The 21432-nt window shown below is 72.7% G+C and carries 19 protein-coding genes; 9 read left to right on the plus strand and 10 right to left on the minus strand.

Annotated elements, in window-relative coordinates:
• Positions 1 to 35 precede the first annotated feature (35 nt).
• Positions 36 to 611, plus strand: a complete 576-nt coding sequence (locus tag ACIP5M_RS18525; RefSeq protein ID WP_401198241.1) for a hypothetical protein — start codon at positions 36 to 38, stop codon at positions 609 to 611.
• A gap of 7 nt (positions 612 to 618) precedes the next feature.
• Here ACIP5M_RS18525 and ACIP5M_RS18530 read toward each other — a convergent pair whose 3' ends face one another.
• Positions 619 to 1191 (minus strand): cob(I)yrinic acid a,c-diamide adenosyltransferase, encoded by a 573-nt coding sequence (locus ACIP5M_RS18530; protein ID WP_401198243.1) that lies wholly within the window; start codon positions 1189 to 1191, stop codon positions 619 to 621.
• Positions 1192 to 1392: 201 nt separating this feature from the next.
• On the opposite strand from ACIP5M_RS18530, the gene ACIP5M_RS18535 reads away from it, so the two are divergent.
• The 3 genes from ACIP5M_RS18535 (at position 1393) to ACIP5M_RS18545 (ending at position 5552) form a co-directional block, all read left to right on the plus strand.
• Entirely contained in the window at positions 1393 to 2241 is an 849-nt protein-coding gene (locus tag ACIP5M_RS18535; protein ID WP_401198245.1) for a 3-hydroxyacyl-CoA dehydrogenase family protein, read from the plus strand.
• A gap of 180 nt (positions 2242 to 2421) precedes the next feature.
• On the plus strand, positions 2422 to 2745 hold the full coding sequence (locus tag ACIP5M_RS18540) for an STAS domain-containing protein (protein WP_401198247.1): 324 nt from the start codon (positions 2422 to 2424) through the stop codon (positions 2743 to 2745).
• A gap of 182 nt (positions 2746 to 2927) precedes the next feature.
• Positions 2928 to 5552 (plus strand): ATP-binding protein, encoded by a 2625-nt coding sequence (locus ACIP5M_RS18545; protein WP_401198249.1) that lies wholly within the window; start codon positions 2928 to 2930, stop codon positions 5550 to 5552.
• A gap of 94 nt (positions 5553 to 5646) precedes the next feature.
• Here ACIP5M_RS18545 and nucS read toward each other — a convergent pair whose 3' ends face one another.
• Positions 5647 to 6318 carry an endonuclease NucS gene (gene nucS, locus ACIP5M_RS18550; protein WP_401198251.1) on the minus strand — a complete coding sequence of 224 codons (672 nt, stop codon included), beginning with the start codon at positions 6316 to 6318 and terminating at the stop codon, positions 5647 to 5649.
• Positions 6319 to 6538: 220 nt separating this feature from the next.
• On the opposite strand from nucS, the gene ACIP5M_RS18555 reads away from it, so the two are divergent.
• Entirely contained in the window at positions 6539 to 6931 is a 393-nt protein-coding gene (locus tag ACIP5M_RS18555) for an SCO5389 family protein (protein ID WP_030660337.1), read from the plus strand.
• Between the two features lie 15 nt (positions 6932 to 6946).
• On the opposite strand, the gene ACIP5M_RS18560 is transcribed toward ACIP5M_RS18555, so the two are convergent.
• A complete protein-coding gene (locus tag ACIP5M_RS18560; RefSeq protein WP_401198253.1) occupies positions 6947 to 7978 on the minus strand; it encodes an LLM class flavin-dependent oxidoreductase in 1032 nt (343 codons plus the stop codon).
• Positions 7979 to 8207: 229 nt separating this feature from the next.
• Between ACIP5M_RS18560 and ACIP5M_RS18565 the strand changes: the two genes are divergently transcribed.
• Complete coding sequence (locus ACIP5M_RS18565; RefSeq protein WP_401198255.1) at positions 8208 to 8534, plus strand: ATP/GTP-binding protein; 327 nt, start codon at positions 8208 to 8210, stop codon at positions 8532 to 8534.
• On the opposite strand, the gene ACIP5M_RS18570 is transcribed toward ACIP5M_RS18565, so the two are convergent.
• The 7 genes from ACIP5M_RS18570 to mce form a co-directional block, all read right to left on the minus strand.
• Positions 8535 to 9395: an ABC transporter permease gene (locus ACIP5M_RS18570; protein WP_401198257.1), complete on the minus strand. Its 861-nt coding sequence runs from the start codon at positions 9393 to 9395 to the stop codon at positions 8535 to 8537.
• Positions 9392 to 10507, minus strand: a complete 1116-nt coding sequence (locus ACIP5M_RS18575; RefSeq protein ID WP_401198259.1) for an ABC transporter ATP-binding protein — start codon at positions 10505 to 10507, stop codon at positions 9392 to 9394. Before ACIP5M_RS18575 ends, ACIP5M_RS18570 begins: the two co-directional genes overlap by 4 nt.
• Positions 10508 to 10657: 150 nt before the next feature.
• A complete protein-coding gene (locus ACIP5M_RS18580; RefSeq protein ID WP_401198539.1) occupies positions 10658 to 11437 on the minus strand; it encodes an ABC transporter permease subunit in 780 nt (259 codons plus the stop codon).
• A gap of 2 nt (positions 11438 to 11439) precedes the next feature.
• Entirely contained in the window at positions 11440 to 12438 is a 999-nt protein-coding gene (locus ACIP5M_RS18585; RefSeq protein WP_401198261.1) for an ABC transporter ATP-binding protein, read from the minus strand.
• A 114-nt stretch (positions 12439 to 12552) separates the two neighbouring features.
• Positions 12553 to 13491 carry a cellulose-binding protein gene (locus ACIP5M_RS18590; RefSeq protein ID WP_393829511.1) on the minus strand — a complete coding sequence of 313 codons (939 nt, stop codon included), beginning with the start codon at positions 13489 to 13491 and terminating at the stop codon, positions 12553 to 12555.
• Positions 13492 to 13686: 195 nt separating this feature from the next.
• Positions 13687 to 18276, minus strand: coding sequence for a polarized growth protein Scy (scy, locus tag ACIP5M_RS18595; RefSeq protein ID WP_401198262.1), 4590 nt, complete (start codon positions 18274 to 18276; stop codon positions 13687 to 13689).
• A 192-nt stretch (positions 18277 to 18468) separates the two neighbouring features.
• The gene (gene mce / locus ACIP5M_RS18600; protein WP_048476381.1) at positions 18469 to 18897 is read right to left on the minus strand and encodes a methylmalonyl-CoA epimerase; all 429 of its coding nucleotides are present in this window, start codon (positions 18895 to 18897) and stop codon (positions 18469 to 18471) included.
• Between the two features lie 135 nt (positions 18898 to 19032).
• Between mce and ACIP5M_RS18605 the strand changes: the two genes are divergently transcribed.
• From ACIP5M_RS18605 to ACIP5M_RS18615, 3 genes are all read left to right on the plus strand, one after another.
• Positions 19033 to 20235: an acetyl-CoA C-acetyltransferase gene (locus ACIP5M_RS18605; protein ID WP_401198264.1), complete on the plus strand. Its 1203-nt coding sequence runs from the start codon at positions 19033 to 19035 to the stop codon at positions 20233 to 20235.
• 67 nt (positions 20236 to 20302) lie between these two features.
• Positions 20303 to 21265 (plus strand): methylmalonyl Co-A mutase-associated GTPase MeaB, encoded by a 963-nt coding sequence (gene meaB / locus ACIP5M_RS18610; RefSeq protein WP_401198266.1) that lies wholly within the window; start codon positions 20303 to 20305, stop codon positions 21263 to 21265.
• 67 nt (positions 21266 to 21332) lie between these two features.
• Positions 21333 to 21407: a 50S ribosomal protein bL37 gene (locus ACIP5M_RS18615; RefSeq protein WP_099895366.1), complete on the plus strand. Its 75-nt coding sequence runs from the start codon at positions 21333 to 21335 to the stop codon at positions 21405 to 21407.
• The last annotated feature ends 25 nt before the right edge of the window (positions 21408 to 21432 follow it).

Raw genomic sequence — 21432 nt, forward strand, 5'->3', positions numbered from 1 at the left:
GGACTACGTCACCTTCCAGCGGAACGGAGAGTCCCGTGATCGTCGCACTGATCATCGCCTGTGAGGTCGGCTTCTGGGTCCTGCTGGCCCTCGGCCTGGCCCTGCGCTACCTCGCGAAGATGCCCCGGCTGGGCGCGGCGGTCCTGCTGTGCGAGCCGCTGATGGAGCTGGTCCTGCTGGTCGTCACCACCCTGGACCTCGAGAACGGAGCCGCGCCGGACTGGAAGCACGGCCTCGCCGCCCTGTACATCGGCTACACGGTTGCCTACGGCCACTACACGATCAAGTGGCTCGACGGCCACGCCGCGCACCGCCTCGCCGGCGGTGCCAAGCCGGCCGGCGCGGGTTGGGGGAAGGCGCGGGCCGTCCACGAGTGGAAGTTGTGGGTCCGTACCGTGGTCGCCGCAGCCGTCGCCCTCGTCCTGCTCCAGACGGCCATCTGGTACGTCGGCGACGCGGGCGACGTCAGCTCGCTCAAGGCGTGGCAGTACGGCGCCCTGCGCGCGGTCGGCATCCACGCCCTGATCGCCGCCACCTACACGCTCTGGCCCAAGAAGGCCCCGGAGGGCGCCGCCGACACCGGGGACCGGCCCGCGGTCGCGAAGCGCTAGAAACCGCCTAGCGCTCGCCGCCCGGCACCCACAGGACGTCCCCGACCTCCTTGTTGGCCGTGCGGGCCAGGATGAAGAGGAGGTCGGAGAGGCGGTTCAGGTAGGTCGCCGTCAGCGGGTTCATCACCTCGCCGTGCACCTCCAGCGCCGCCCACGTCGAGCGCTCGGCGCGCCGGACCACCGTGCAGGCCTGGTGGAGGAGGGCCGCACCCGGGGTGCCGCCCGGGAGGATGAAGCTGCGCAGCTTCTCCAGCTGCTCGTTGAAGGCGTCGCAGTCCGCCTCCAGCCTGTCCACGTAGAACTGCTCCACGCGCAGCGGCGGGTACTGCGGGTCCTCGACCACCGGGGTGCACAGGTCCGCGCCCACGTCGAACAGGTCGTTCTGCACCCGAACCAGGACCTTCACGACCTCCGGCGCCAACTGCCCGAGCGCGATCGCCGTCCCGATGGCCGCGTTGGCCTCGTTGGCGTCGGCGTACGCGGAGATCCTCAGATCGGTCTTGGCCGTGCGGCTCATGTCGCCGAGGGCGGTCGTGCCCTTGTCGCCGGTGCGGGTGTAGATGCGCGTGAGGTTCACCATGCCGCCAGCGTAGTCCGCGCCCAACTGCGCGGCCCTCGGGGACGGGTGGGCCGGACCGGTGTGATGTCCGTCATCTGAGACGTGACGCGTGTTACTTCGCGGTCACACCGCACCGCCCGGACGCTAGTCTCCGCCGAGAGGCCGCACGACCGGCCCGATCGAGACTGCGCCGTGTGAAGTGTGAAGAACGTGGGGTGTGAAGTGGCTGGGAAGCTCGCCGTCATCGGTGCCGGACTCATGGGGTCCGGAATCGCTCAGGTCTCCGCTCAGGCGGGCTGGGAGGTCGTACTCAGGGACGTCACCGACGCCGCGCTGACCCGTGGCACGGACGGCATCAAGGCCTCGTACGACAAGTTCGTCTCCAAGGGGAAGATGACGGCCGAGGACGCCGAGGCCGCGCTCGCCCGCATCACGACGACCACCGACCTCGACGCCGCCGCCGACGTGGACATCGTGGTCGAGGCCGTCTTCGAGAAGATCGAGATCAAGCACGAGATCTTCCGCACCCTCGACAAGATCGTCCGTGAGGACACGATCCTCGCCTCCAACACCTCCGCCATCCCGATCACCAAGATCGCGGCCGCGACCGAGCGCCCGGAGCGGGTCGTCGGCGCGCACTTCTTCTCGCCCGTCCCGATGATGCAGCTCTGCGAGCTCGTACGCGGCTACAAGACGAGCGACGAGACCCTGGCCGCCACCCGCGCCTTCGCCGAGTCCGTCGGCAAGACCTGCATCGTCGTCAACCGCGACGTCGCCGGTTTCGTGACGACCCGTCTGATCTCCGCGCTCGTCGTCGAGGCCGCGAAGCTGTACGAATCGGGCGTGGCGTCCGCCGAGGACATCGACATCGCGTGCAAGCTGGGCTTCGGGCACGCGATGGGCCCGCTGGCCACGGCGGACCTCACGGGCGTCGACATCCTGCTGCACGCCACCAGCAACATCTACACCGAGTCCCAGGACGAGAAGTTCGCACCGCCGGAGCTCATGCGCCGCATGGTCGACGCGGGCGACATCGGTCGCAAGAGCGGCCAGGGTTTCTACAAGCACTGAGGCCGAACCGGGCCGGACCACTGGGCACCACTGTTCGGATGCCCTCACCCCACGGGGTGAATTAGGTATCGGTTCGCTCACGGTCGGCAACTTCCCTGCCCGTGCGGCAGTCAGTTGCAGTGAGAGTTGCCGACCACGGACCAGTCGGACCATACGTACGCAGTACTGCCGGGAGTACACATGCACATCAGGGGCGACCACGCCGAACTCGCTCTCGGGGGCCGCCTCGACGTGCGCAGCGCGGCGGACGCCCGTACGGCCCTCCACACCGCACTCGACGACGGCCGCGGCGACCTCGTGCTCGACCTCACCGGGCTCGACTCCTGGGACGCCACCGGCCTCGGCGTGATCATGGGCGCGCACCGGAGGGCCGGCCGGACGGGACGGCGGCTCGTCCTGCGCGGGGTGCCCGCGCAGATGCAGCGGCTGCTCGTGGCCACCCGGCTGCACCGGATCCTCGCGATCGAGGGCGGCCTGGAGGCGGAGTCCCTGCCCCGGGTGTGAACGAGGTGTTCCGTTTTCCTGCGGAAACGTAACGGTCCGGTGGTGATGGCACCCCTGCGGTTCCGGCGGGTCCGGCCACGGTCTAGGGTTCGGGCGGAAAACCGGACCAGTAGCGATAGCGGCGTGCGAAGGCCGGGCGGTACGACGGCGAGGCGCACGGCCCGCGATCGGGGGACTTGGTCATGGACCGAACACAGGGGCGGACCCACCCGGAGGAGCAGTCCGGATCGGTGGACCCTGCGGCCCTGAACGCCCCGGTTCTCAACGCCCCGGCTCTGAACGCCCCGGCCGCCACCGCCCCGGTCGGGAGCCCAGTGGCCGGGAACGCCGCGGCCGTGAACCCCGCGGCCGTGAACCCCGCCGCCGCGCCGCCCGCCCGGGTCGTCAGCCTGACCGCGGGCGACTTCACCCTCACCGTCAACCCGGTCGACGGCAGCGAGATAGCACCCGTCCCGCCCGGCACCGCCGCCGGACGCCCCGCCAAGCGCGACGCGGCCGCCCGCAGCGCCCGGGACGCCGCCGCGCGCCCGCCCGTCCTGCCTGGAGGCCCCGCCTCCGCCCCGCCCCTGCACGCGCGCGCGGAGGAGCAGGAGCGGCTCGTACGGCTGCTGGCCCGGGGGCGGTCCGTACGGCTGACCGGGCCCGCCGGATCGGGTCGTACCGCGCTGCTCGACGCGGTCGCCGCCCGCTGCGCCGGCATCGCCCCCGACGGCGTCATACGGCTCTCCGGGTACGGACACCAGCAGCCCGGCGAGCTGCTGCACGCCCTGTACGCCACCGTGTACGACGCCCCGGGCCGGCGGCCCGACCGCATCGAACTCCTCTCCCGCGTACGGGACATCGGCGCCGTCGTCCTCCTCGACGACCTGGAGATGGGCGGCCCCGCCCTCGACGAACTGCTGCGGGCCACCCCCGAATGCGCCTACCTGCTCGCCGCGACCCCCGACACCCGGGCCCCCTCCGACGACTCGCACCTGGAGGAGGTCTTCCTCGGCGGACTCGGCAAGGCCGACTGCCTGGAACTCCTCGAAGCGGGCATCGGGCGCCCCCTGACGGACCTGGAGACGGCCTGGGCGGCAGACCTCGCCTTCGCCTCCGAGGGGCTGCCGCTGCGCTTCGTCCAGGCCGCCGCGCTGCTGCGGCAGCGCGACGAGCTCAACCACTCCGACGAGGACGACGACGAGGAGGAGCCCGGCGTCTTCGAGGAACGCCCGCGCGACGCCGCCCAGGTGCCGCTGCCGACGCTCGCCCAGGGCGCCGCCCCCGCGGAGCTGCTGGCCTCGCGGGTCAGTGAGTCGGCGCGCGCCGCGCTGCGGATCGCGTGCGCGCTGGGCGGGGAGATGCCGCACCACGCGCACCTTCCGGCGCTGGTCGGGGACACCCACGCGGACTCGGCGGTGGCGGAGCTGCTGGCCTGCGGGCTGCTGACGCCGGTCGGGACCCGCTACCGGCTCGCCGCCGGGGTCGCGCGGCAGCTGGAGGAGGCCGGGTACGGGGACACCGCGGCGGAGGAGGCCCGTACGGCCGCCCGGCACTACGCCTGGTGGACCGGGCACACCTCGGTGACCCCCGAGCGGGTCGCGGCCGAGACGGACGCGGTACTGGCCGCGCTGGCCGGCGCGGACGTGGTGGCGGCGGTGCTGCTGGCGCGGACGGCGGCTCCGGCGTTCGCGGCCTCGCTGCACTGGGAGGCGTGGGAGCGGGTGCTGCGCTCGGGCGCCGAGGCCGCGCGCAAGGCGGGGGAGGTCGCCGAGCAGGCGTACTTCCACCACGAACTCGGCGTGCTCGCCCTGTGCGAGGGGCGGGTGGACCGGGCGCGGGCCGAGCTGGAGACCTCCATCGGGCTGAAGGGCGCCCTCGCCGACAAGCGGGGCACCGTGGCGGGGCGGCGGGCGCTGGCGCTGGTCGTGGACCGCGAGGCGGCGGGGGTGGCGGCCTCGCCGCCCCTGCGGCTGGAGGCTCCCGCGGCGGGCACCGCCAACGCCGGCCCGCCTGCCCTGCCGGCTGCTCCGCCGGCCGCCTCGGAGGCGACGACGGCGGTGCTCCCGGCCGCCCCGGCCAACCCGGCGGCCTCGGAGGCGGTGACGCGGGCGACCCCGATGGCGAAGGCCACCCCGTCGGCCAAGGCCACCCCGTCGGCCAAGACCACCCCGCCGGCCGGCTCCGCCCCGTCGAGCCCCGCGCCTCCCCTTTCCCCCCTGTCCCCCGTGGTGCCGGTGATCCGTCGGCCGGATGCTCCCTCGACGCTGTCGGAGGTGTTCGAGGACGCCTTCCCGATCACCCCGAAGCCCGCCGCGCAACCCGCCGCCCCGGCTCCCCGGCCGTACGCCGAACCCGCCGCGGAAGCGGTCCGGCGACGGCGGATCCTGCTGGCCGGTGCGGGCGCGCTGACGGTGGTGGCCCTGGGGACGGTGGTGAGCCTGGCCATGGGCTCCTCCGACAGCCCGACGCCGACGCGGGGCCCGGCGGTGTCGTCCACCCCCACGCGGGTGGCTCCGCCGACGGCGCCGGGGACGAGCGGGAACGATCCTGCGCCGGCGCCGTCGGATCCGGCCGTGACGTCGGATCCCGCCGCGGTGCAGCCGGGGGCGACGGGAAGCGCGGGCCCGACGGGCCCCACGCGCGGTACGCCGTCGCGCAAGCCGTCCGTGACGCCGCCGCCGACCCGGCCGTCGTCGGCCAAGCCGACGCCCACGCCGCCGGACCCGGGCACGCCGACCCCGACGCCGACTCCCACCACCCCGCCGACCCCGACCCAGGCCCCGACCGAGACCGCCTTGCCCCAGTCACCCACCGCTACCGGCTAGGCGGCCCCGGGGGCTGAGCCCCCGGACTCCACGCCCCGAACGCCGACGGGGCCGGGACGTGCCGCGCACATCCCGGCCCCGTCGGCGTTCGACGTCAGAACAGGCGGAGTTTGTCGTCCTCGATGCCGCGCATCGCGTCGTAGTCCAGGACCACGCAGTCCATCCCCCGGTCCGCCGCCAGGACCTTCGCCTGCGGCTTGATCTCCTGGGCCGCGAACACACCCCGGACGGGGGCCAGGTGCGGGTCCCGGTTCAGCAGCTCCAGGTACCGGGTCAGCTGCTCGACGCCGTCGATCTCCCCGCGCCGCTTGATCTCCACCGCCACCGTCCCGCCGGAGGCGTCCCGGCACAGGATGTCCACCGGGCCGATCGCCGTCATGTACTCGCGCCGGATCAGGGTGTAACCCTCGCCCAGCGTCTCGATGCGGTCCGCGAGGAGTTCCTGGAGGTGTGCCTCCACGCCGTCCTTGATCAGGCCGGGGTCGACGCCGAGCTCGTGGGAGGAGTCGTGGAGGACTTCCTCCATGGTGATGATGAGCTTCTCGCCCGCCTTGTTGACGACCGTCCACACACCGGCCTCGTCCCCGCTCCCCTCCTTGAGGGTGCACGGGGGCGACATCCAGTTGAGCGGTTTGTACGCCCGGTCGTCCGCGTGGATCGAGACACTGCCGTCGGCCTTCACGAGGATCAGACGGGGTGCGGAGGGCAGATGGGCGGTGAGGCGGCCCGCGTAGTCGACGGAGCAGCGGGCGATGACGAGACGCATGGTCGGCAACGCTACTCGACGAGAAGGCCTCCACGCGATTCGCCCCTGAAAGCCCCGTTCGCCGATGGCGCGTTGTATGCGCATTCTCCTGGTGCGTCACCCAAGGGGCGCCTACCGTGGTGAGCAGGAGGTTGCGGAGCGTGCACGCTGCGTCGCCGCCTCCGGCCCTGCCCGTAAGACTCCGGCAACCCAGTCCGCCGGGGTCGCGAGAGGAGAACCCATGTCGCTCGACGTCTCACCGGCCCTACTCGAACAGGCCGAGCGAGGCGAGGTCGACGAAGCCGCTTTCGTCGACTGCGTCCGGACCTCCCTGCCCTACGCATGGGAGATGATCAGCTCGCTGGTGGCCCAGCTGAAGGTCGACGGCGGACAGTTCGCCGACAACCAGACGCCGCCGCCCGACGAGCAGGCGCGCGGGCAGCTGCTGCGCGCGCTCGCGAGTGACGCGATACGCGGTGCGCTTCAGCGGCACTTCGGAGTGCGCCTGGCCTTCCAGAACTGTCACCGGGTGGCGGTGTTCCCGCTGGATCCCTCCGTCGACGACCGGCTCGCCAAGTTCACTTCGATCCGCGGCCAGCTGCTCAACCAGTCGCCGGAACTGCGGGACTGCTAGTACGGCCGGTCGGTCTCAGCCGAGGCGGGGCAGGACATCGGCGCCGAGGCGCCGTACGTTCTCCTCCGTCGCGGCGAGATCGCCGGAGCCCTCCGTCAGGAGGGCGAAGCGGGTGATGCCCGTCCGCTCGGAGGTGGCCGCCAGCCGGTCCGCCGCCAGTCGCGGGGTGCCCACCGGGTGCAGGTCGCAGAGGAGCTCCGTGTAGGCGACGGGGTCGCGCATCGCGCGCACCCGGCCGTCCACGGTCACGTGGGCGTCCAGGCCCTGCTTGAGCCAGCCCGGCATCGCCTTCAGCAGCGTCTCGCGGGCGTCCGCCGTACGGTCCGCCAGCTGGCACACCCCCGCGGAGACGTGGCCGGCGCCGGCCACGAGTTCCGGGGGGTGGCCCGCGGCCAGCGCGGCCCTGCGCCACAGCGCGACCATCGCGGCCTTGTCCTCGTCCCCGCAGTGCATGCCGAGCAGCATGGGCAGTCCCCGCCGCGCCGCCATCCGTACCGACCCGGGCGACGTGCAGGCCACGATGACCTCCGGGCCCGTCCCGTCCCCGTCGAGCGCCTCCGACGGACGCGGTACGACGGCCACCTCGCGGAAGCCGTACCGCTCGCCGGCGGCCCCCACCCGCGCCTCGGTCAGCCAGCGCCGCAGCAGGTCCAGGGCCTCCGGGAAGCCGTTCTCGTACGAGTCCAGTCCGCCGCCGAAGACCTCCAGGTCCACCCACGGCCCGCCGCGCCCCACCCCGAGGGTGAACCTGCCGCCGGAGGTCAGGTGCAGCAGCGCCGCCTGCTCGCCGAGGGCCACCGGGTGCGCGCTCGGCAGCACGCTGACCGCCGTGCCCACCCGCAGCCGCCGGGTCCGGCCGAGCAGCAGGGCCGCCATGGTCACCGCCGAGGGACAGACCCCGTACGGGACGAAGTGGTGCTCGGCGAGCCACACGGAGTCGAGCCCGGCCTCCTCGGCCACCTCGGCGGTCCGCACCGCCCGGTGCAGCGGCTCTCCCTGCCCCTGGCCCGGGAACTGGGCCGCCAGTACAAACGCTCCTACGCGCATCGCCTTCACCCTCCTCGCGGCTGACGCGGCCTCCCCCAGGTGGACCGGTTCTTCCTATGGCAACAACGTCTGACACGTGCCAAAGGCACGGGCTGACACGAAAGTTATTGGGATTGTCGGGCCATTCCCCTGCGCGGACCGTCCTTCGCCAACCACCCTGCGGGTACCCGGGCTCGCTGCGCGTAGTCTGGGAGAAAGTCACTGCCGTCCGCCCATCCGTGAGGTATACGTGTCACCGCGCCACAACCGCCCCAGGGGCGGCGAGACTCCGGAAGAACGTCCCGGCACCGGCCTCGACCGCTACGGGCTCGAGCGCACGGAGGAGTACCAGGGCGAGGACTGGAAGGTCCGGCACGTCGCGGGCGCGAGCGCGGCGGGCAAGCGCTACCGCTGCCCCGGCTGTGACCAGGAGATCCCCTCCGGCACCCCGCACCTGGTGGCCTGGCCCGAGTACGGCGGCGTGGACGACCGCCGCCACTGGCACAAGGCCTGCTGGAACGCGAAGGACCGCCGCACCTCGAAGGTGCAGCGGTCCCGTAACGCCCCCCGGTACTAGCTACACGTCCCGGCGGCCGACCGTCACGTACGAGGCGGCCACGGCGCAGCCCGCGATCAGCAGGATGAGCACCATGTGGGAGGTGCCCGTCGGCGCGGCGCTCGCGCCGCCCCCGCCCCCGTTCGGCATGCCGAAGAGCTCCATCAGCGCCACCGGCGCGTTGTGCCGGAGCACCGCCTGTCCGATGGGCGCGGCCGCCTCCCAGACGCTGAGCATCGCGCCTATCACCGGCGGCAGCGTGACCAGGCCCAGCATCACCGCGATCGCCCCGGCCGAATGCCGCACCAGCGCCCCGACCGCGAGCGCGAGCACGCCGAGCAGGGTGACGTACAGGCAGCCCGCCAGCGCGCCCAGCCACTCGCCCGCCGCGTGCGACCCGGAGCCGGAGCCGTCGTGCACGATCGCGGCGGACACCCCGACCACGAAGACCGCCAGGGCGGTGGTGAGGAAGGCCGTGAGGCTGAAGACGAGGTACTTGGCGGTGAGCACCCGGTACCGGTCGGGGGCGGCGGTGAAGGTGGTCCGCACCAGCCCGGTCGCGTGCTCCGAGGTGATGGTCAGCACGCCGAGGACCATCACCGCGATCTGACCGACCAGCAGGCCGAAGAGCGCGGGCGTGGTGAAGGAGATCCCGACGAACTCGCGGTCCGTGCTCTGCGAGATGAAGAGCAGCCCGAAGCCGATGACGGTCAGCAGGAGCGAGCCGAGCGTGAAGAGGGTCGAGCGGACCGAGACCATCTTGGTCCACTCCGACGCCAGGGCGTGTCCCAGGTGCGGCCGCGGCGTGGGCAGGGGAGAGGTGTAGCCCTTCGGCTGCTCCGCCGCCGCCGGCGTCGTCCCCGTCGGGGTCATCGGGGTCATCGGGCTTCCTCGGGGTCGTTCTTGGCGGCGCTCGCGAGCTCGCCGGGATCGCTGGGCATCAGGAAGGGCCGGCCGCCCGCTCCGGGCGGCGGGGGTGCATAGAAGCCCGCCTGCGGGACGTCCGGCGCCGCGAGCTCGTCCTCCCAGGCCGGGACGGTGTGCGGCTCGGGCTCCCAGAGCTCGGCCCGCGGGTCGTCGGTGGAGGTGTACTCGACGGAGGACTGGGTCATCCGCATGTACGCCTCCTCCAGCGAGGCCCGGTGCGGCGACAGCTCCCAGAGCCGTACGCCGGCCCCGTGCGCCAGCTCCGAGATGCGGGGGAGCTCCAGCCCGGTCACGCGCAGTGCTCCGTCGGGTTCCTGGAGGACCCGGCCGCCCGCCCTGGTGAGCGCGGCACCCAGTGTGTCCCGGCCATCGGGATCGGTGTCGGCCGCGCGCACCCGAGCGAATCCGGCCGAGTTGTGCGTGATGAACTCCTGGGTGCCCATATCGGCCAGCAGCCGGCCCCGGCCGATCACGATCAGGTGGTCGGCGGTCAGCGCCATCTCGCTCATCAGGTGCGAGGAGACCAGGACGGTGCGGCCCTCGGCGGCCAGCCGGCGCATCAGGTTGCGGACCCAGAGGATGCCCTCGGGGTCGAGCCCGTTGACCGGCTCGTCGAACAGGAGCACCTGCGGGTCGCCGAGCAGGGCGGTGGCGATGCCGAGCCGCTGGCCCATGCCGAGCGAGAAGCCCTTCGTACGCTGCCGGGCGACGTCCTGGAGGCCGACCACGGCCAGCACCTCGTCCACCCGCTTCTCGGGGATCCCCGAGAGCTGGGCGACGGAGAGCAGGTGGGTGCGGGCCCGGCGGCCGCCGTGCACGGCCTTGGCGTCGAGCAGGGCCCCGACGAGCCGCTGCGCGTTCGGCAGCTCCCGGAAGGGCAGGCCGTTGATCGTGACCCGGCCCGAGGTGGGCCGGTCGAGTCCGACGATCATGCGCATGGTGGTGGACTTCCCGGAACCGTTGGGCCCCAGGAATCCGGTCACGTGACCCGGCTTGACCTGGAAGGAGAGCTGGTCGACGGCGGTCTTGGCGCCGAAGCGCTTGGTCAGGCCGACTGCCTCGATCATCTTGCTGCCCCTTACCAGGCCGGGACGACTTTCGCCCGCGTAAGGGTTAAGAGGATAACGAGCTTCCTACGGTTCCGTCCCGGGCCGGATCCCTGAGGCACCCCTGATGTCACCCCTGAGACCGACCCGGGGGTCCCCGGGGAGGGGACCTCAGGCGTCCCGCTTCTTCAGGACGAGGAAACCACCCAGTACGGCGGCCAGCGTCCACAGCGCCATGATCCCGAAGCCGCCCCACGGCCCGAACGGGGGCGTGCCGCTGTCCATGGCCCCGGGGACCACCTGCATGATCCTGGAGCCGGCCTGGTCCGGGAAGTACTGCGCCACCTTCCGGGTGGCGGAGACCGCCTGGAGGATGTTCGAGACCAGGAAGAAGAACGGCATCAGGATGCCCAGCGCCAGCATCGAGCTGCGCAGCATCGCGGCCACGCCCATGGAGAACAGCGCCATCATGGCCATGTAGAGGCCGGCGCCGATCACCGCGCGCAGTACGTTGTCCTCGCCGATGCCGATGGAGCGGTCGCCGAGGATGGCCTGGCCGAGGAAGAAGGACAGGAAGCTGGTCGCGAGTCCCACGGCCAGCGCCAGGCCGGTGGCGACGAGGAGCTTGCCGAAGAGGAAGCTCGCACGGTTCGGCACGGCGGCCAGGGAGGTGCGGATCATGCCCGAGCTGTACTCGGTGCCGACCACCAGGACACCGAACACGATCATCGCCAGCTGACCCAGGCTCATCCCGGCGAAGCTGGCCACGGTCGGGTCGAAGGTGGCCCGCTGCTCCGGGGGCATGTCGTCGAAGGACGCGTTGAAGAAGGCGCAGAGCGCGGCGCTGACGCCGACCGTGACCACGAGGGCCGACACCAGCGTCCAGCTGGTGGAGGCCACGGTACGGATCTTCGTCCACTCGGACCTGAGGACGGCGGGGAAGGAGGACATGGTCACTCGCCGTCCTTGCGCGTCGCCTCGAAGCCGGCGCCCCACGCGGGGACGTCGGCCGGCCGGGCCGGGTTGTCGGAAGCGGGGGCTCCGGGGGTGTGGGCGTGGTACTCGACGGAGTCCGCCGTCATCCGCATGAACGCTTCCTCCAGTGACGCCCGTTGCGGGCTGAGTTCGTGCAGCACGATCTGGTGCTGGGCGGCGAGCTCGCCGAGCCGTTCCGGTCCCACGCCGTCGATCTCCAGCGCGCCGGTGGCCGGAACGCTGACGGCGCCGACCCCGGCCTCGTGCAGGACGTCCTTGAGCCGCTCCTGCTGCGGCGAGCGCAGCCGGACGTAGCTGCGCGAGTTCTGCTGGATGAAATCGGCCATCGACAGGTCGGCCAGCAGTCTTCCCTGCCCGATGACGATCAAATGGTCTGCGGTCAAGGCCATTTCGCTCATCAGGTGGGAGGAGACGAAGATTGTCCTTCCTTCTGCCGCCAGCCCCTTCATCACATTGCGGATCCAGAGAATTCCCTCCGGGTCCAGACCATTGACGGGTTCGTCGAACATCAAGATCTGCGGATCACCGAGCAGTGCGGAGGCGATTCCCAGCCGTTGTCCCATGCCCATCGAAAATCCTTTGGACTTCTTCTTGGCGACGGGTGTCAGTCCCACCAGGTCCAACACCTCGGCGACCCGGCGCTCCGGGATGCGGTTCGACTGGGCCAGGCACAGAAGGTTGTTGTATGCACTCCGGCCACCGTGCATGCCCTTCGCGTCCAGCAGCGCCCCGATGTACTTCAGCGGCTCCGGCAGGTCCCGGTAGTGCTTCCCGTCGATCCGGACCGTGCCGCTGGTCGGGTGGTCGAGGTCGAGCATCATGCGCATGGTCGTGGACTTGCCCGCCCCGTTGGGGCCGAGGAAGCCGGTCACCACCCCCGGTCTGACCTGGAAGCTGAGGTGGTCCACGGCGGTCTTGGTGCCGAATCGTTTGGTGAGGCCCTCAAGCTCGATCATGCGGCCACGCTAGAACGGCGAAGGGCCGTACGCCACCTCCGAAAGGTGACGCACGGCCCTGCTTTGGTCGTCAAACGGGCGAACCGGGCGACCCGGTGGCCACGGACGCGGCGGTCAGCGGCTCTGCTGCGCCGGAACCCCGCGCGTGACCGGCTCGTCGTCGATCGGGGAACCGGCGGCGGCGACGGCCGCACCGGTCAGCGTCGCCAGCATCTCGCGGACGTTGGTCAGCTGCGCGTTGATGGAGTCGCGGCGGTTGGTGAGCGCCGCGAGCTCGCGCTCGGACTCGCTGCGGATGCGGTCCGCCTTCGCGTTGGCGTCGGCCACGATGTCCTCGGCCTGGCGCTGCGCGGTCTCCACGGTCTGACGGGCCCGGCGCTCCGCGTCCGTACGCAGCTTCTCGGCCTCCAGGCGCAGCTGCTCCGCGCGGTGCTCGATCTCCGCGAGGCGCTTCTCCGCCTTGGCCTGACGCGAGGCCAGGTCGCGCTCCGACTGCTCGCGGCGCTTGGCCAGGTTGGTCTCGAAGTCCGCTGCGGCCTGGGCGGCCTTGGCGCGGGTCTCCTCGAACAGGGCGTCGGCCTCCTCGCGCTTGGAGGCCGCGTCCTTCTGGGCCTCGGCGCGCAGGGTCGACGCGTCGCCCTTGGCCTTCTCGACGATACGGACGCCCTCGTCCTCCGCCTTCGCCTTCCGGTCGGCGGCGAACGACTCGGCGTCGTTGCGCACCTGCTGGGCGGCCGACTCGGCGAGCTCACGGTGCTGCTCGGCCGCGCGACGGGCCTCCTCGCGCAGGTCTTTCGCCTCCTCCTCGGCCAGCCGCAGGATCTTCTCGACCCGGGCGCCGAGACCCGCGTACGACGGCTCGGCGTCGTTCACCTGGGCCTGGGCGTTCTGCGTCTCGAGGTGCAACTCCTCGATCCGCTTTTCCAGAGAGTTGATACGTCCAAGGGCGCTGTCGCGGTCGGAGACCAGCTTGGTAATGCGGTCGTCCACCTGACCACGGTCGTAACCACGCCGCACGAGCTCGAAGCCGAAGGGGGAGGAAGTGTCGCTCATGGGGTTCCTGTCGAATGAGACCGATGAGGTGCTACGTGAGGTGTTAAGGGGAATCCTAGGCGCCGAAGCGGCGTGTCATCGAGTCAATCCGCGTTTGATCTGGACAATGACACCCCTTTTGAGTGGCAAGGCGACAGAATGCTTGTCACTCGTTCGCCTGAACCTCCATCAGAGGCACACATCCCTGTGCGCTGACTACCCCTCTGACGTCTTGCCACCCGAACGAGTGGACCCCGCTGCCGCGCCGGCCTTCACGCCCCCCGCGCCCTGGCCGCCGATCGCGGGCTTCCCGCCACCCGAAGGCGCCTCGAATGATTCCAACGCCTCAAGAACGTCCTGGACACGGGAGATCTCCGCCTGAATGTCCTCGCGCCTGCGCACCAGGACCTCCAGCTCTCGGCGCCCTTCCTCGACGAGCCGCTCCGCCTCCGCCTTGGCCTGCGCCAGGGCGTTCTCCGCCTCCCGGGCCAGCTCGGCCTTCTTCTGCTCGGCCTCCTTGAGCAGCGCCTCCGCCTTGCGCACCGCCGCGATGCGGACCTTGCTCGCCTCGCTGCTCGCGTCCGACACCAGCGCCTTGGCCTTCGCCTCGGCCGCCACGCTCTGCTCGGTCGCGGCCCGCACCAGCTTGTCCACGCGCTCGCCGGCCGACTTCATCTGCTCGGCCGACTCCCGGCGGGCCCGCTCGTGCAGCTCCTCGACCTCGGACTCGACGCGGCCGCGCAGCTCCTCCGCCCGCTCCCTTATGGCCGCGGCGTCCCGGCGCGCGCCGACCAGCAGCTCGTCCGCGTCCGTACGGGCCTTCTCCACCATGGAGTTGCCCTCGACGGTCGCCTCCGAGGTGATCCGCGCGGCCTCCTTGCGCGCCGCGTCGACCATCGCGTCGGCCTGCTCCTCGGCCGCCGTGGTGGCGGCGAGGGCCTGCTTCCGAGCATCCGAGACGAGCTTGTCGGCCTCCGCCGCCGACTCGGTGATGAGCCGGTCGACCTGCTCCGCCGCCTCGCTGCGGCGCTTGTTGGCCTCCTCGCGGGCCTCGTCCAGCAGCCGCTCGGCCTCCGTACGGGCCTCCGCTCGCACGCGCTCCGCGGCGCTCGCCGCCTCGGCCTTGACCCGCTCGGCCTCCGACCGGGTGCGGGTCGCGTGCTCCTGCGCCGAGGACAGCGCCTCCGACGCCTCCGCGCGCAGCCGCTCGGCCTCGTTCGCGGCCTCGCCGACCGTCCGCTCGTTCGCCTTGCGGGTCTCGGCGGTGAGCCGGTCCGCTTCCGCGGCCGCGTCGGCGGTGAGCTTCTCCGCCTCCGCCGCAGCCTCGGTGATGAGCCGGTCGGCCTGCTCCGCGGCCTCGCTGCGGCGCTTGTTGGCCTCCTCGCGGGCCTCGTCCAGCGTCCTCGCGGACTCCTGCTCGGCGCTCGCCAGGGTCTCGTTCGCCGCTGCCGTGACGCGCTCCGCCTCCGCGGTGGCCTCGCCGATGATCCGGCCGCCCTCCGCGCGGGCCTCGTCCAGCACCTGCGCGGCCTCCGTGCGCAGTCGCTCGGCCTCCGCCGCGGCCTCGCCGACCGTGGCCTCGTTGGCCGCCCGGGTCTCCTCGACGAGCCGGTCGCCCTCGGTACGGGCGTCGACCAGGACGCGCGCCGCGTCCCGCTCGGCCGCGACCAGCGTCTCGGCGGCCTGCGCCGTGAGGCGCTCCGCCTTCGTGCGCAGCACCTGTGCGGCGGCCTCCGCCTCGCCCACGGTGACCGCGTTGGCGGCGCGGGTCTCCTCGATGAGCCGCTCGGCCTCCGAGGCCGCCTCGGTGACGAGCCGGTCCGCCTGCTCGGCGGCCTCGGTCCGCAGCCGGTTGGCCTCCGACCGTGCCTCGTCCAGCGTGCCCGCCGCCTCGGCGCGGGTCGCGTCCGCCGCTTCCACGGCCTGCGCGGTGATCCGCTCGGCCTCGGCCGCGGCCTCGCCGACGGTGGCCTCGTTGGCCGCGAGGGTCTCCGCGGTGAGCCGCTCGGCTTCCGCCGTCGCCTCGCCGATGATCCGCGCTCCCTCGGCACGGGACGACTCCAGGGCCTCCGCCGCCTCGCCGCGGATGCGGTTCGCGTCGTCGCGGGCGTCCGCCCGGGTACGGGCCGCGTCCCGCTCGGACGCGGCCAGCGCGTCCGTCGCCTCCGTACGCACCCGCTGCGCGTACTCGGCGGTGTCGCTGCGCAGCTGCTCCGCCTCGGCGATCGCGTCGGCGACCGTCCGCTCGGCCAGCGCCTTCGCCGCGTCCGTCTCCGTACGGGCCTCGCTGCGGATCCGGTTGGCGTCCTCGGTGGCCCGCTCCCGCTCCGCGTACGCGTCGCCGCGGACCCGCTCGGCCTCTTCCTCCGCCTCCGTCTTCGTGCGCTGCGCCGCGTGCTCGGCCGCGCTGCGCAGTCCGGCGACCTCCTCCTCGGCCTGCTCGTGCAGACCGGCCACGGAGTCCCGTACCTGCTGGGCGGTGGCCTCCGCCGCCGACACCAGTTCCGAGGCGCGCCGTTCGGCCTCCTCGGTCAGGCGGGCCGCCTCGGCCTGCGCCTCCTCCGAGCGGCGGCGGGCCGCGGCCAGCAGCTCCTCGCTCTGCTCGCGGGCCTGCGCCCGCTCCAGCTCCGCGTCCGTACGGGCCGACGCCAGGGTCTCCTCGGCCTCCCGGCGGCGCCGCGCGGCCTCCTCCTGCGCGGCGGCCAGCGCCTCCGCCGCCTCGGCGGCGACCCGTTCGGCCGCCGCCTTGGCCTCGGCGCGCAGCCGGTCCGCGGTCTCCTGCGCCTCGGAGCGCACCCGCTCCGCCTCGGCCTCGGCCTCGCCGCGCAGCCGTACGGCGACCTGCTCGGCCTCCGCGCGGACCCGGCCGGCGTCCTGCGCCGCCTCGGTGCGCAGCTGCTCGGCCTCCGCCTCCGACTGCGCCTGGAGGGTGCGGATCCGCTCCGCCGACTCGGCGCGCAGCCGGTCGGTCTCCTCGGTGGTCTCCTTGCGGATGTTCTCCGCGGCCGTGCGGGCGTCGCGCAGCGTCTGCTCGGCCGTGCTCAGCCGGCTCTCGGCGTCCGTGTGCAGCCGTACGAGTTCCTCTTCGGCCTCCGCACGCTTCGCGGCCAGCGCCTGCTCGGTCTCCTCGCGCCGGGCGAGGGCCGCCGCGTCCGCCTCGGCCCGTACGGCCTCCGCCTGCTCCTCGGCGTCGGCGCGCAGCCGCTCCGCCTCGGCGCGGGTCCGCTCCAGGGTCTCCTCGGCCTGCTTGCGCAGGGTGCCGGCCCGCTCGACGGCCTCGGCGCGGACCCGCTCGCTCTCGGCGGTCGCCCCGCCCCGCAGCTCGTCCGCGTCCGCCTTGGCCTTGCCGAGCAGTTCCTCGGCGGTCTTGGCCGCCTCCTCGATCTGCTGGACCGCCTCGCGGCGGGCCTCGCCGCGGATCCGCTCGCCCTCGGCGACGGCCTCCGCGCGCAGCTGCTCGGCCTCGCCGCGCAGCCTGCGGGCCTCCTCCTGGAGTTCGACCGTACGGGCCCGGTACTCCTCGGTGTCGTCCTTCGCGGCGCCCTTGAGCTCGTCGGCCGTGGCCGCGGCCTGGGCGCGCAGCCGCTCGGCCTCGGCCTCCGCCTCGCGGCGGATCCGCTCGGCCTCCTCGGAGGCGGCGCGGGTGGTGGCCCGGGCGTCCTCCGAGGCCTTGTTCAGTACGTCCTCGGCGGTGCGGGCGGCCTTCGCCAGCTGCGCGGCCGTGTCCTCGGCCGCCGCCGTACGGGCCTGCTCGCCTGCCTCCACGCGCAGCCGCTCGGCCTCCGCGCGGGCGTCGGCCAGGGACTGCTCGGCCTCCGCCTTGAGGGCCTCGGCCTCCTTGGTGGCCTCGCCGACCAGCCGGGCCACCTGCTCCTTGGCGGTACGGGTGCGCTGCTCGTTGACCGACTCCGCCGAGGCGAGCTGGCGGGCGGCGCTCTCCTTGGCCTCCGCGAGCAGCTTCTCGGCCGCGGCGCGGGCCTCGCGCAGGGCGGCGTCGGCCTCCTGCACCCGGGACTCGGCGACCCGGCCCAGGTCGAGGGTCTGCCGGCGGGTCTGCTCCGCTTCGGCGGAGGTGGTGGAACGCAGCCGCTCGGCGTGCTCGCTGGCCTCCTGGGCCTGCGCGGAGGCGGCGGTCAGCAGCCGCTCGGCCTCCTTGCGGGCGCGCAGCAGCGTGGCCTCGGCCTCCGCGCGGGCGGCCTCGGCGTCGGCGGCCATCCGGCGCCGCGTCTCCTCGGCGACCCGGGCGGCCTCGGCGCGGGCGGCGTTCAGGGCCTGCTCGGCCTCGGCGCGGGACTCCTCCATGAGCCGGCGCGCCTGCGATTCCGTACGGGCGCGCAGCTGTTCGGCCCAGGCCACGTTCTCGTTGACGTGGGCCTCGACGGTCTGGCGGCGCTCGTTGAGCTCCTGGTCCAGGCGCTGGCGCCGGTTGACGGCCTCGGCGTGCAGCTCGGCCTGGAGGCGCGCCTGGTGCTCGGCGTGCTCCTGGAGGATGCGCTGGGTCTGCGCCCGGGCGTCGCGCAGCTCGCGCTCGGCGTCCGAGCGCATCTGATCGGCCTGGATCTGGGCATTGCGGAGCAGCTGCTCCGCCTGGTACCCCATGTCCGCGCCGTCGTAGGCGGGGCGGGACGCCAGAGCTCGGCGTACCTCGTGGAGCTTGGCGCGCAGCACCTCGACCTGGTACCCCAGGTCCTCAGCGTGCTGGACGGCCTTCCCGCGCTCCTTCTTCAGCCGCTCCATCTCGGCCTCGAAGCGCGAGAGGTGGTCGGCCTCGGCCTGATGGCTCTCCTGGCTTTCGTAGCCCCGCACAGCGCGGTCCCATCCGTCCCCTGGTCGCAAGCTCACTCCCAAATGAGCATCGCTCGCCCGCTGAACGACGCCCCCGGGGAATGGTGTCAGATACCGGGGCAGGGGTCACAGGCCCCGACCCCGTCTCCGCACCGAACCCCGGCCGAGCCATGGCCACTCTACCGGCCGGGGAATCGGGCCATCAGTGGTCCGTCAGTGGTCGGGGTTGGAGGTGACGAGTTCGGTCAGGACGCCGTGGCAGTCCTTGGGGTGCAGGAAGGTGATGGAGGAGCCCATGGAGCCCGTGCGGGGCTGGTCGTAGAGGACGCGGACGCCCTTGCCGCGGATGGCTTCCGAGTCGCCGAGCACGTCCTCGGTGCCGAAGGCGATGTGGTGGACCCCCTCGCCGTTCTTCGCCAGCCACTTGCCGACCGCGGAGTCCTCCCGGGTCGGTTCCAGGAGCTGGAGGTAGGAGGCGCCGCCGTCGGACGTCTCGTTGATCTTCAACATGGCCTCGCGCACACCCTGCTCCTCGTTGACCTCGGTGTGGAACACCTCGAAGCCGTAGGTGGCACGGTAGAACTCGACGGTCTTGTCCAGGTCGAAGCAGGCGATCCCGATGTGGTCGATTCTTGTCAGCATGGACCCAGTGCACCGCCCTGGAGGCCGGTCACGCAACGTGCGCGCGATCACACCGACAGCCCGGTGACCGCCGCCGTACCGCTCAGTACATTGACGTAAACCCTCGTTCACTCCTCATCCAAGGGGCTGTGCCTCATGTCCGGATCGAACAACACCACCTCCGTGATCGTCGCAGGGGCCCGCACGCCCATGGGGCGCCTGCTCGGATCGCTCAAGTCCTTCTCGGGCGCCGACCTCGGCGGCTTCGCCATCAAGTCCGCGCTGGACCGGGCCGGGATCTCCGGCGACCAGGTGCAGTACGTGATCATGGGCCAGGTGCTCCAGGCCGGCGCGGGCCAGATCCCGGCCCGCCAGGCCGCGGTCAAGGCCGGCATCCCGATGAACGTGCCCGCCCTGACCATCAACAAGGTGTGCCTCTCGGGTCTGGACGCGATCGCGCTGGCCGACCAGCTGATCCGCGCCGGTGAGTTCGACATCGTGGTCGCGGGCGGCCAGGAGTCCATGACCAACGCGCCGCACCTGCTGCCCAAGTCCCGTGAGGGCTACAAGTACGGCGCCATCGAGATGCTCGACGCGATGGCCTACGACGGCCTCACCGACGCCTTCGAGAACATCGCGATGGGCGAGTCGACCGAGAAGCACAACACCCGCCTGGGCATCGAGCGCGCCCCGCAGGACGAGTTCGCCGCCGCCTCGCACCAGCGGGCCGCGGCCGCGCAGAAGAACGGCGTCTTCGAGGCCGAGATCACCCCGGTCGAGATCCCGCAGCGCAAGGGCGAGCCGGTCGTCTTCGCCCACGACGAGGGCATCCGCCCGGAGACCACGGCGGAGTCCCTGGGCAAGCTCCGTCCCGCCTTCGCCAAGGACGGCACCATCACCGCCGGCACCTCCTCGCAGATCAGCGACGGCGCCGCCGCCGTGGTCGTGATGAGCAAGGCCAAGGCCGAGGAGCTGGGTCTGGAGTGGCTCGCCGAGATCGGCGCCCACGGCAACGTGGCCGGCCCGGACAACTCCCTCCAGTCGCAGCCGTCGAACGCGATCCTGCACGCCCTGAAGAAGGAGGGCCTGGAGGTCTCCGACCTGGACCTCATCGAGATCAACGAGGCCTTCGCGGCGGTCGCCGTGCAGTCAATGAAGGACCTCGGGGTGACCCCGGAAAAGGTGAACGTCAACGGTGGCGCCATTGCCCTGGGGCACCCGATCGGCATGTCCGGCGCCCGTGTGGTGCTGCACCTGGCGCTGGAGCTCAAGCGCCGCGGCGGCGGGGTCGGCGCGGCCGCGCTGTGCGGCGGCGGCGGCCAGGGCGACGCCCTGATCGTCCGCGTCCCCGGGGCCTGAGCACCCGGCCGCCCGAGGGCGGCAGCAGCACCCGTACCCCGTACGAGAACCGAGGAGCGCAGCACGTATGACGGCGGTGGACGTCCCCCAGCTGGTGGCCCAGGCACGTGAGGGCAGGCCGAGAGCGGTGGCCCGGCTGATCTCGCTGGTCGAGGGGGCGTCCCCGCAGCTGCGCGAGGTGATGGCGGCCCTGGCGCCGCTCACCGGGAACGCGTACGTGGTGGGGCTGACGGGGTCGCCGGGCGTCGGCAAGTCGACCTCGACCTCGGCGCTGGTGACCGCCTACCGCAAGGCCGGGAAGCGGGTCGGCGTGCTCGCCGTCGACCCCTCCTCGCCGTTCTCCGGCGGGGCGCTGCTCGGCGACCGGGTGCGGATGTCGGACCACGCCTCCGACCCGGGGGTCTACATCCGCTCCATGGCCACCCGGGGCCACCTGGGCGGTCTCGCCTGGGCCGCCCCGCAGGCGATCCGGGTGCTGGACGCGGCCGGCTGCGAGGTGATCCTGGTCGAGACGGTCGGGGTCGGACAGTCGGAGGTGGAGATCGCCGCGCAGGCGGACACCTCGGTGGTGCTGCTGGCTCCCGGGATGGGCGACGGGATCCAGGCCGCGAAGGCGGGCATCCTGGAGATTGGCGACGTGTACGTGGTCAACAAGGCCGACCGGGACGGCGCGGACGCCACCGCGCGCGAGCTGAACCACATGCTGGGTCTGGGGGAGTCCCGTGGCCCGGGGGACTGGCGCCCGCCGATCGTCAAGACCGTCGCCGCGCGGGCGCAGGGCATCGACGAGCTCGTCGAGGCGCTGGAGAAGCACCGGGCGTGGATGGACGAGCACGGCGTGCTCGCCGAGCGGCGCACGGCGCGTGCGGCGCGCGAGGTGGAGACCATCGCGGTGACGGCCCTGCGTGCCCGGATGGCCGATCTGCACGGGAACGCGCGGATCGAGGCGCTGGCGGGCCGCGTCGCCGCCGGGGAGCTGGATCCGTACGCGGCCGCCGACACGCTGCTGGAGAGTCTGACCGAAGCCTGAGTGCGGGCGGGCCCGCCGGACCCTAGACTGGCGAACGCCCGGAATGCCCCGAACCAGGGAGTGGCTCATGGCCAAGCGCGGCAACAAGAAGCGAGCACGCAAGAAGAAGAAGGCGAACCACGGCAAGCGCCCCAACGCCTGACGCACGTGAAGGGAGCCGCGCCCCA

The sequence above is a fragment of the Streptomyces sp. NPDC088762 genome (assembly GCF_044750905.1).
Taxonomy (GTDB): Bacteria; Actinomycetota; Actinomycetes; order Streptomycetales; family Streptomycetaceae; genus Streptomyces.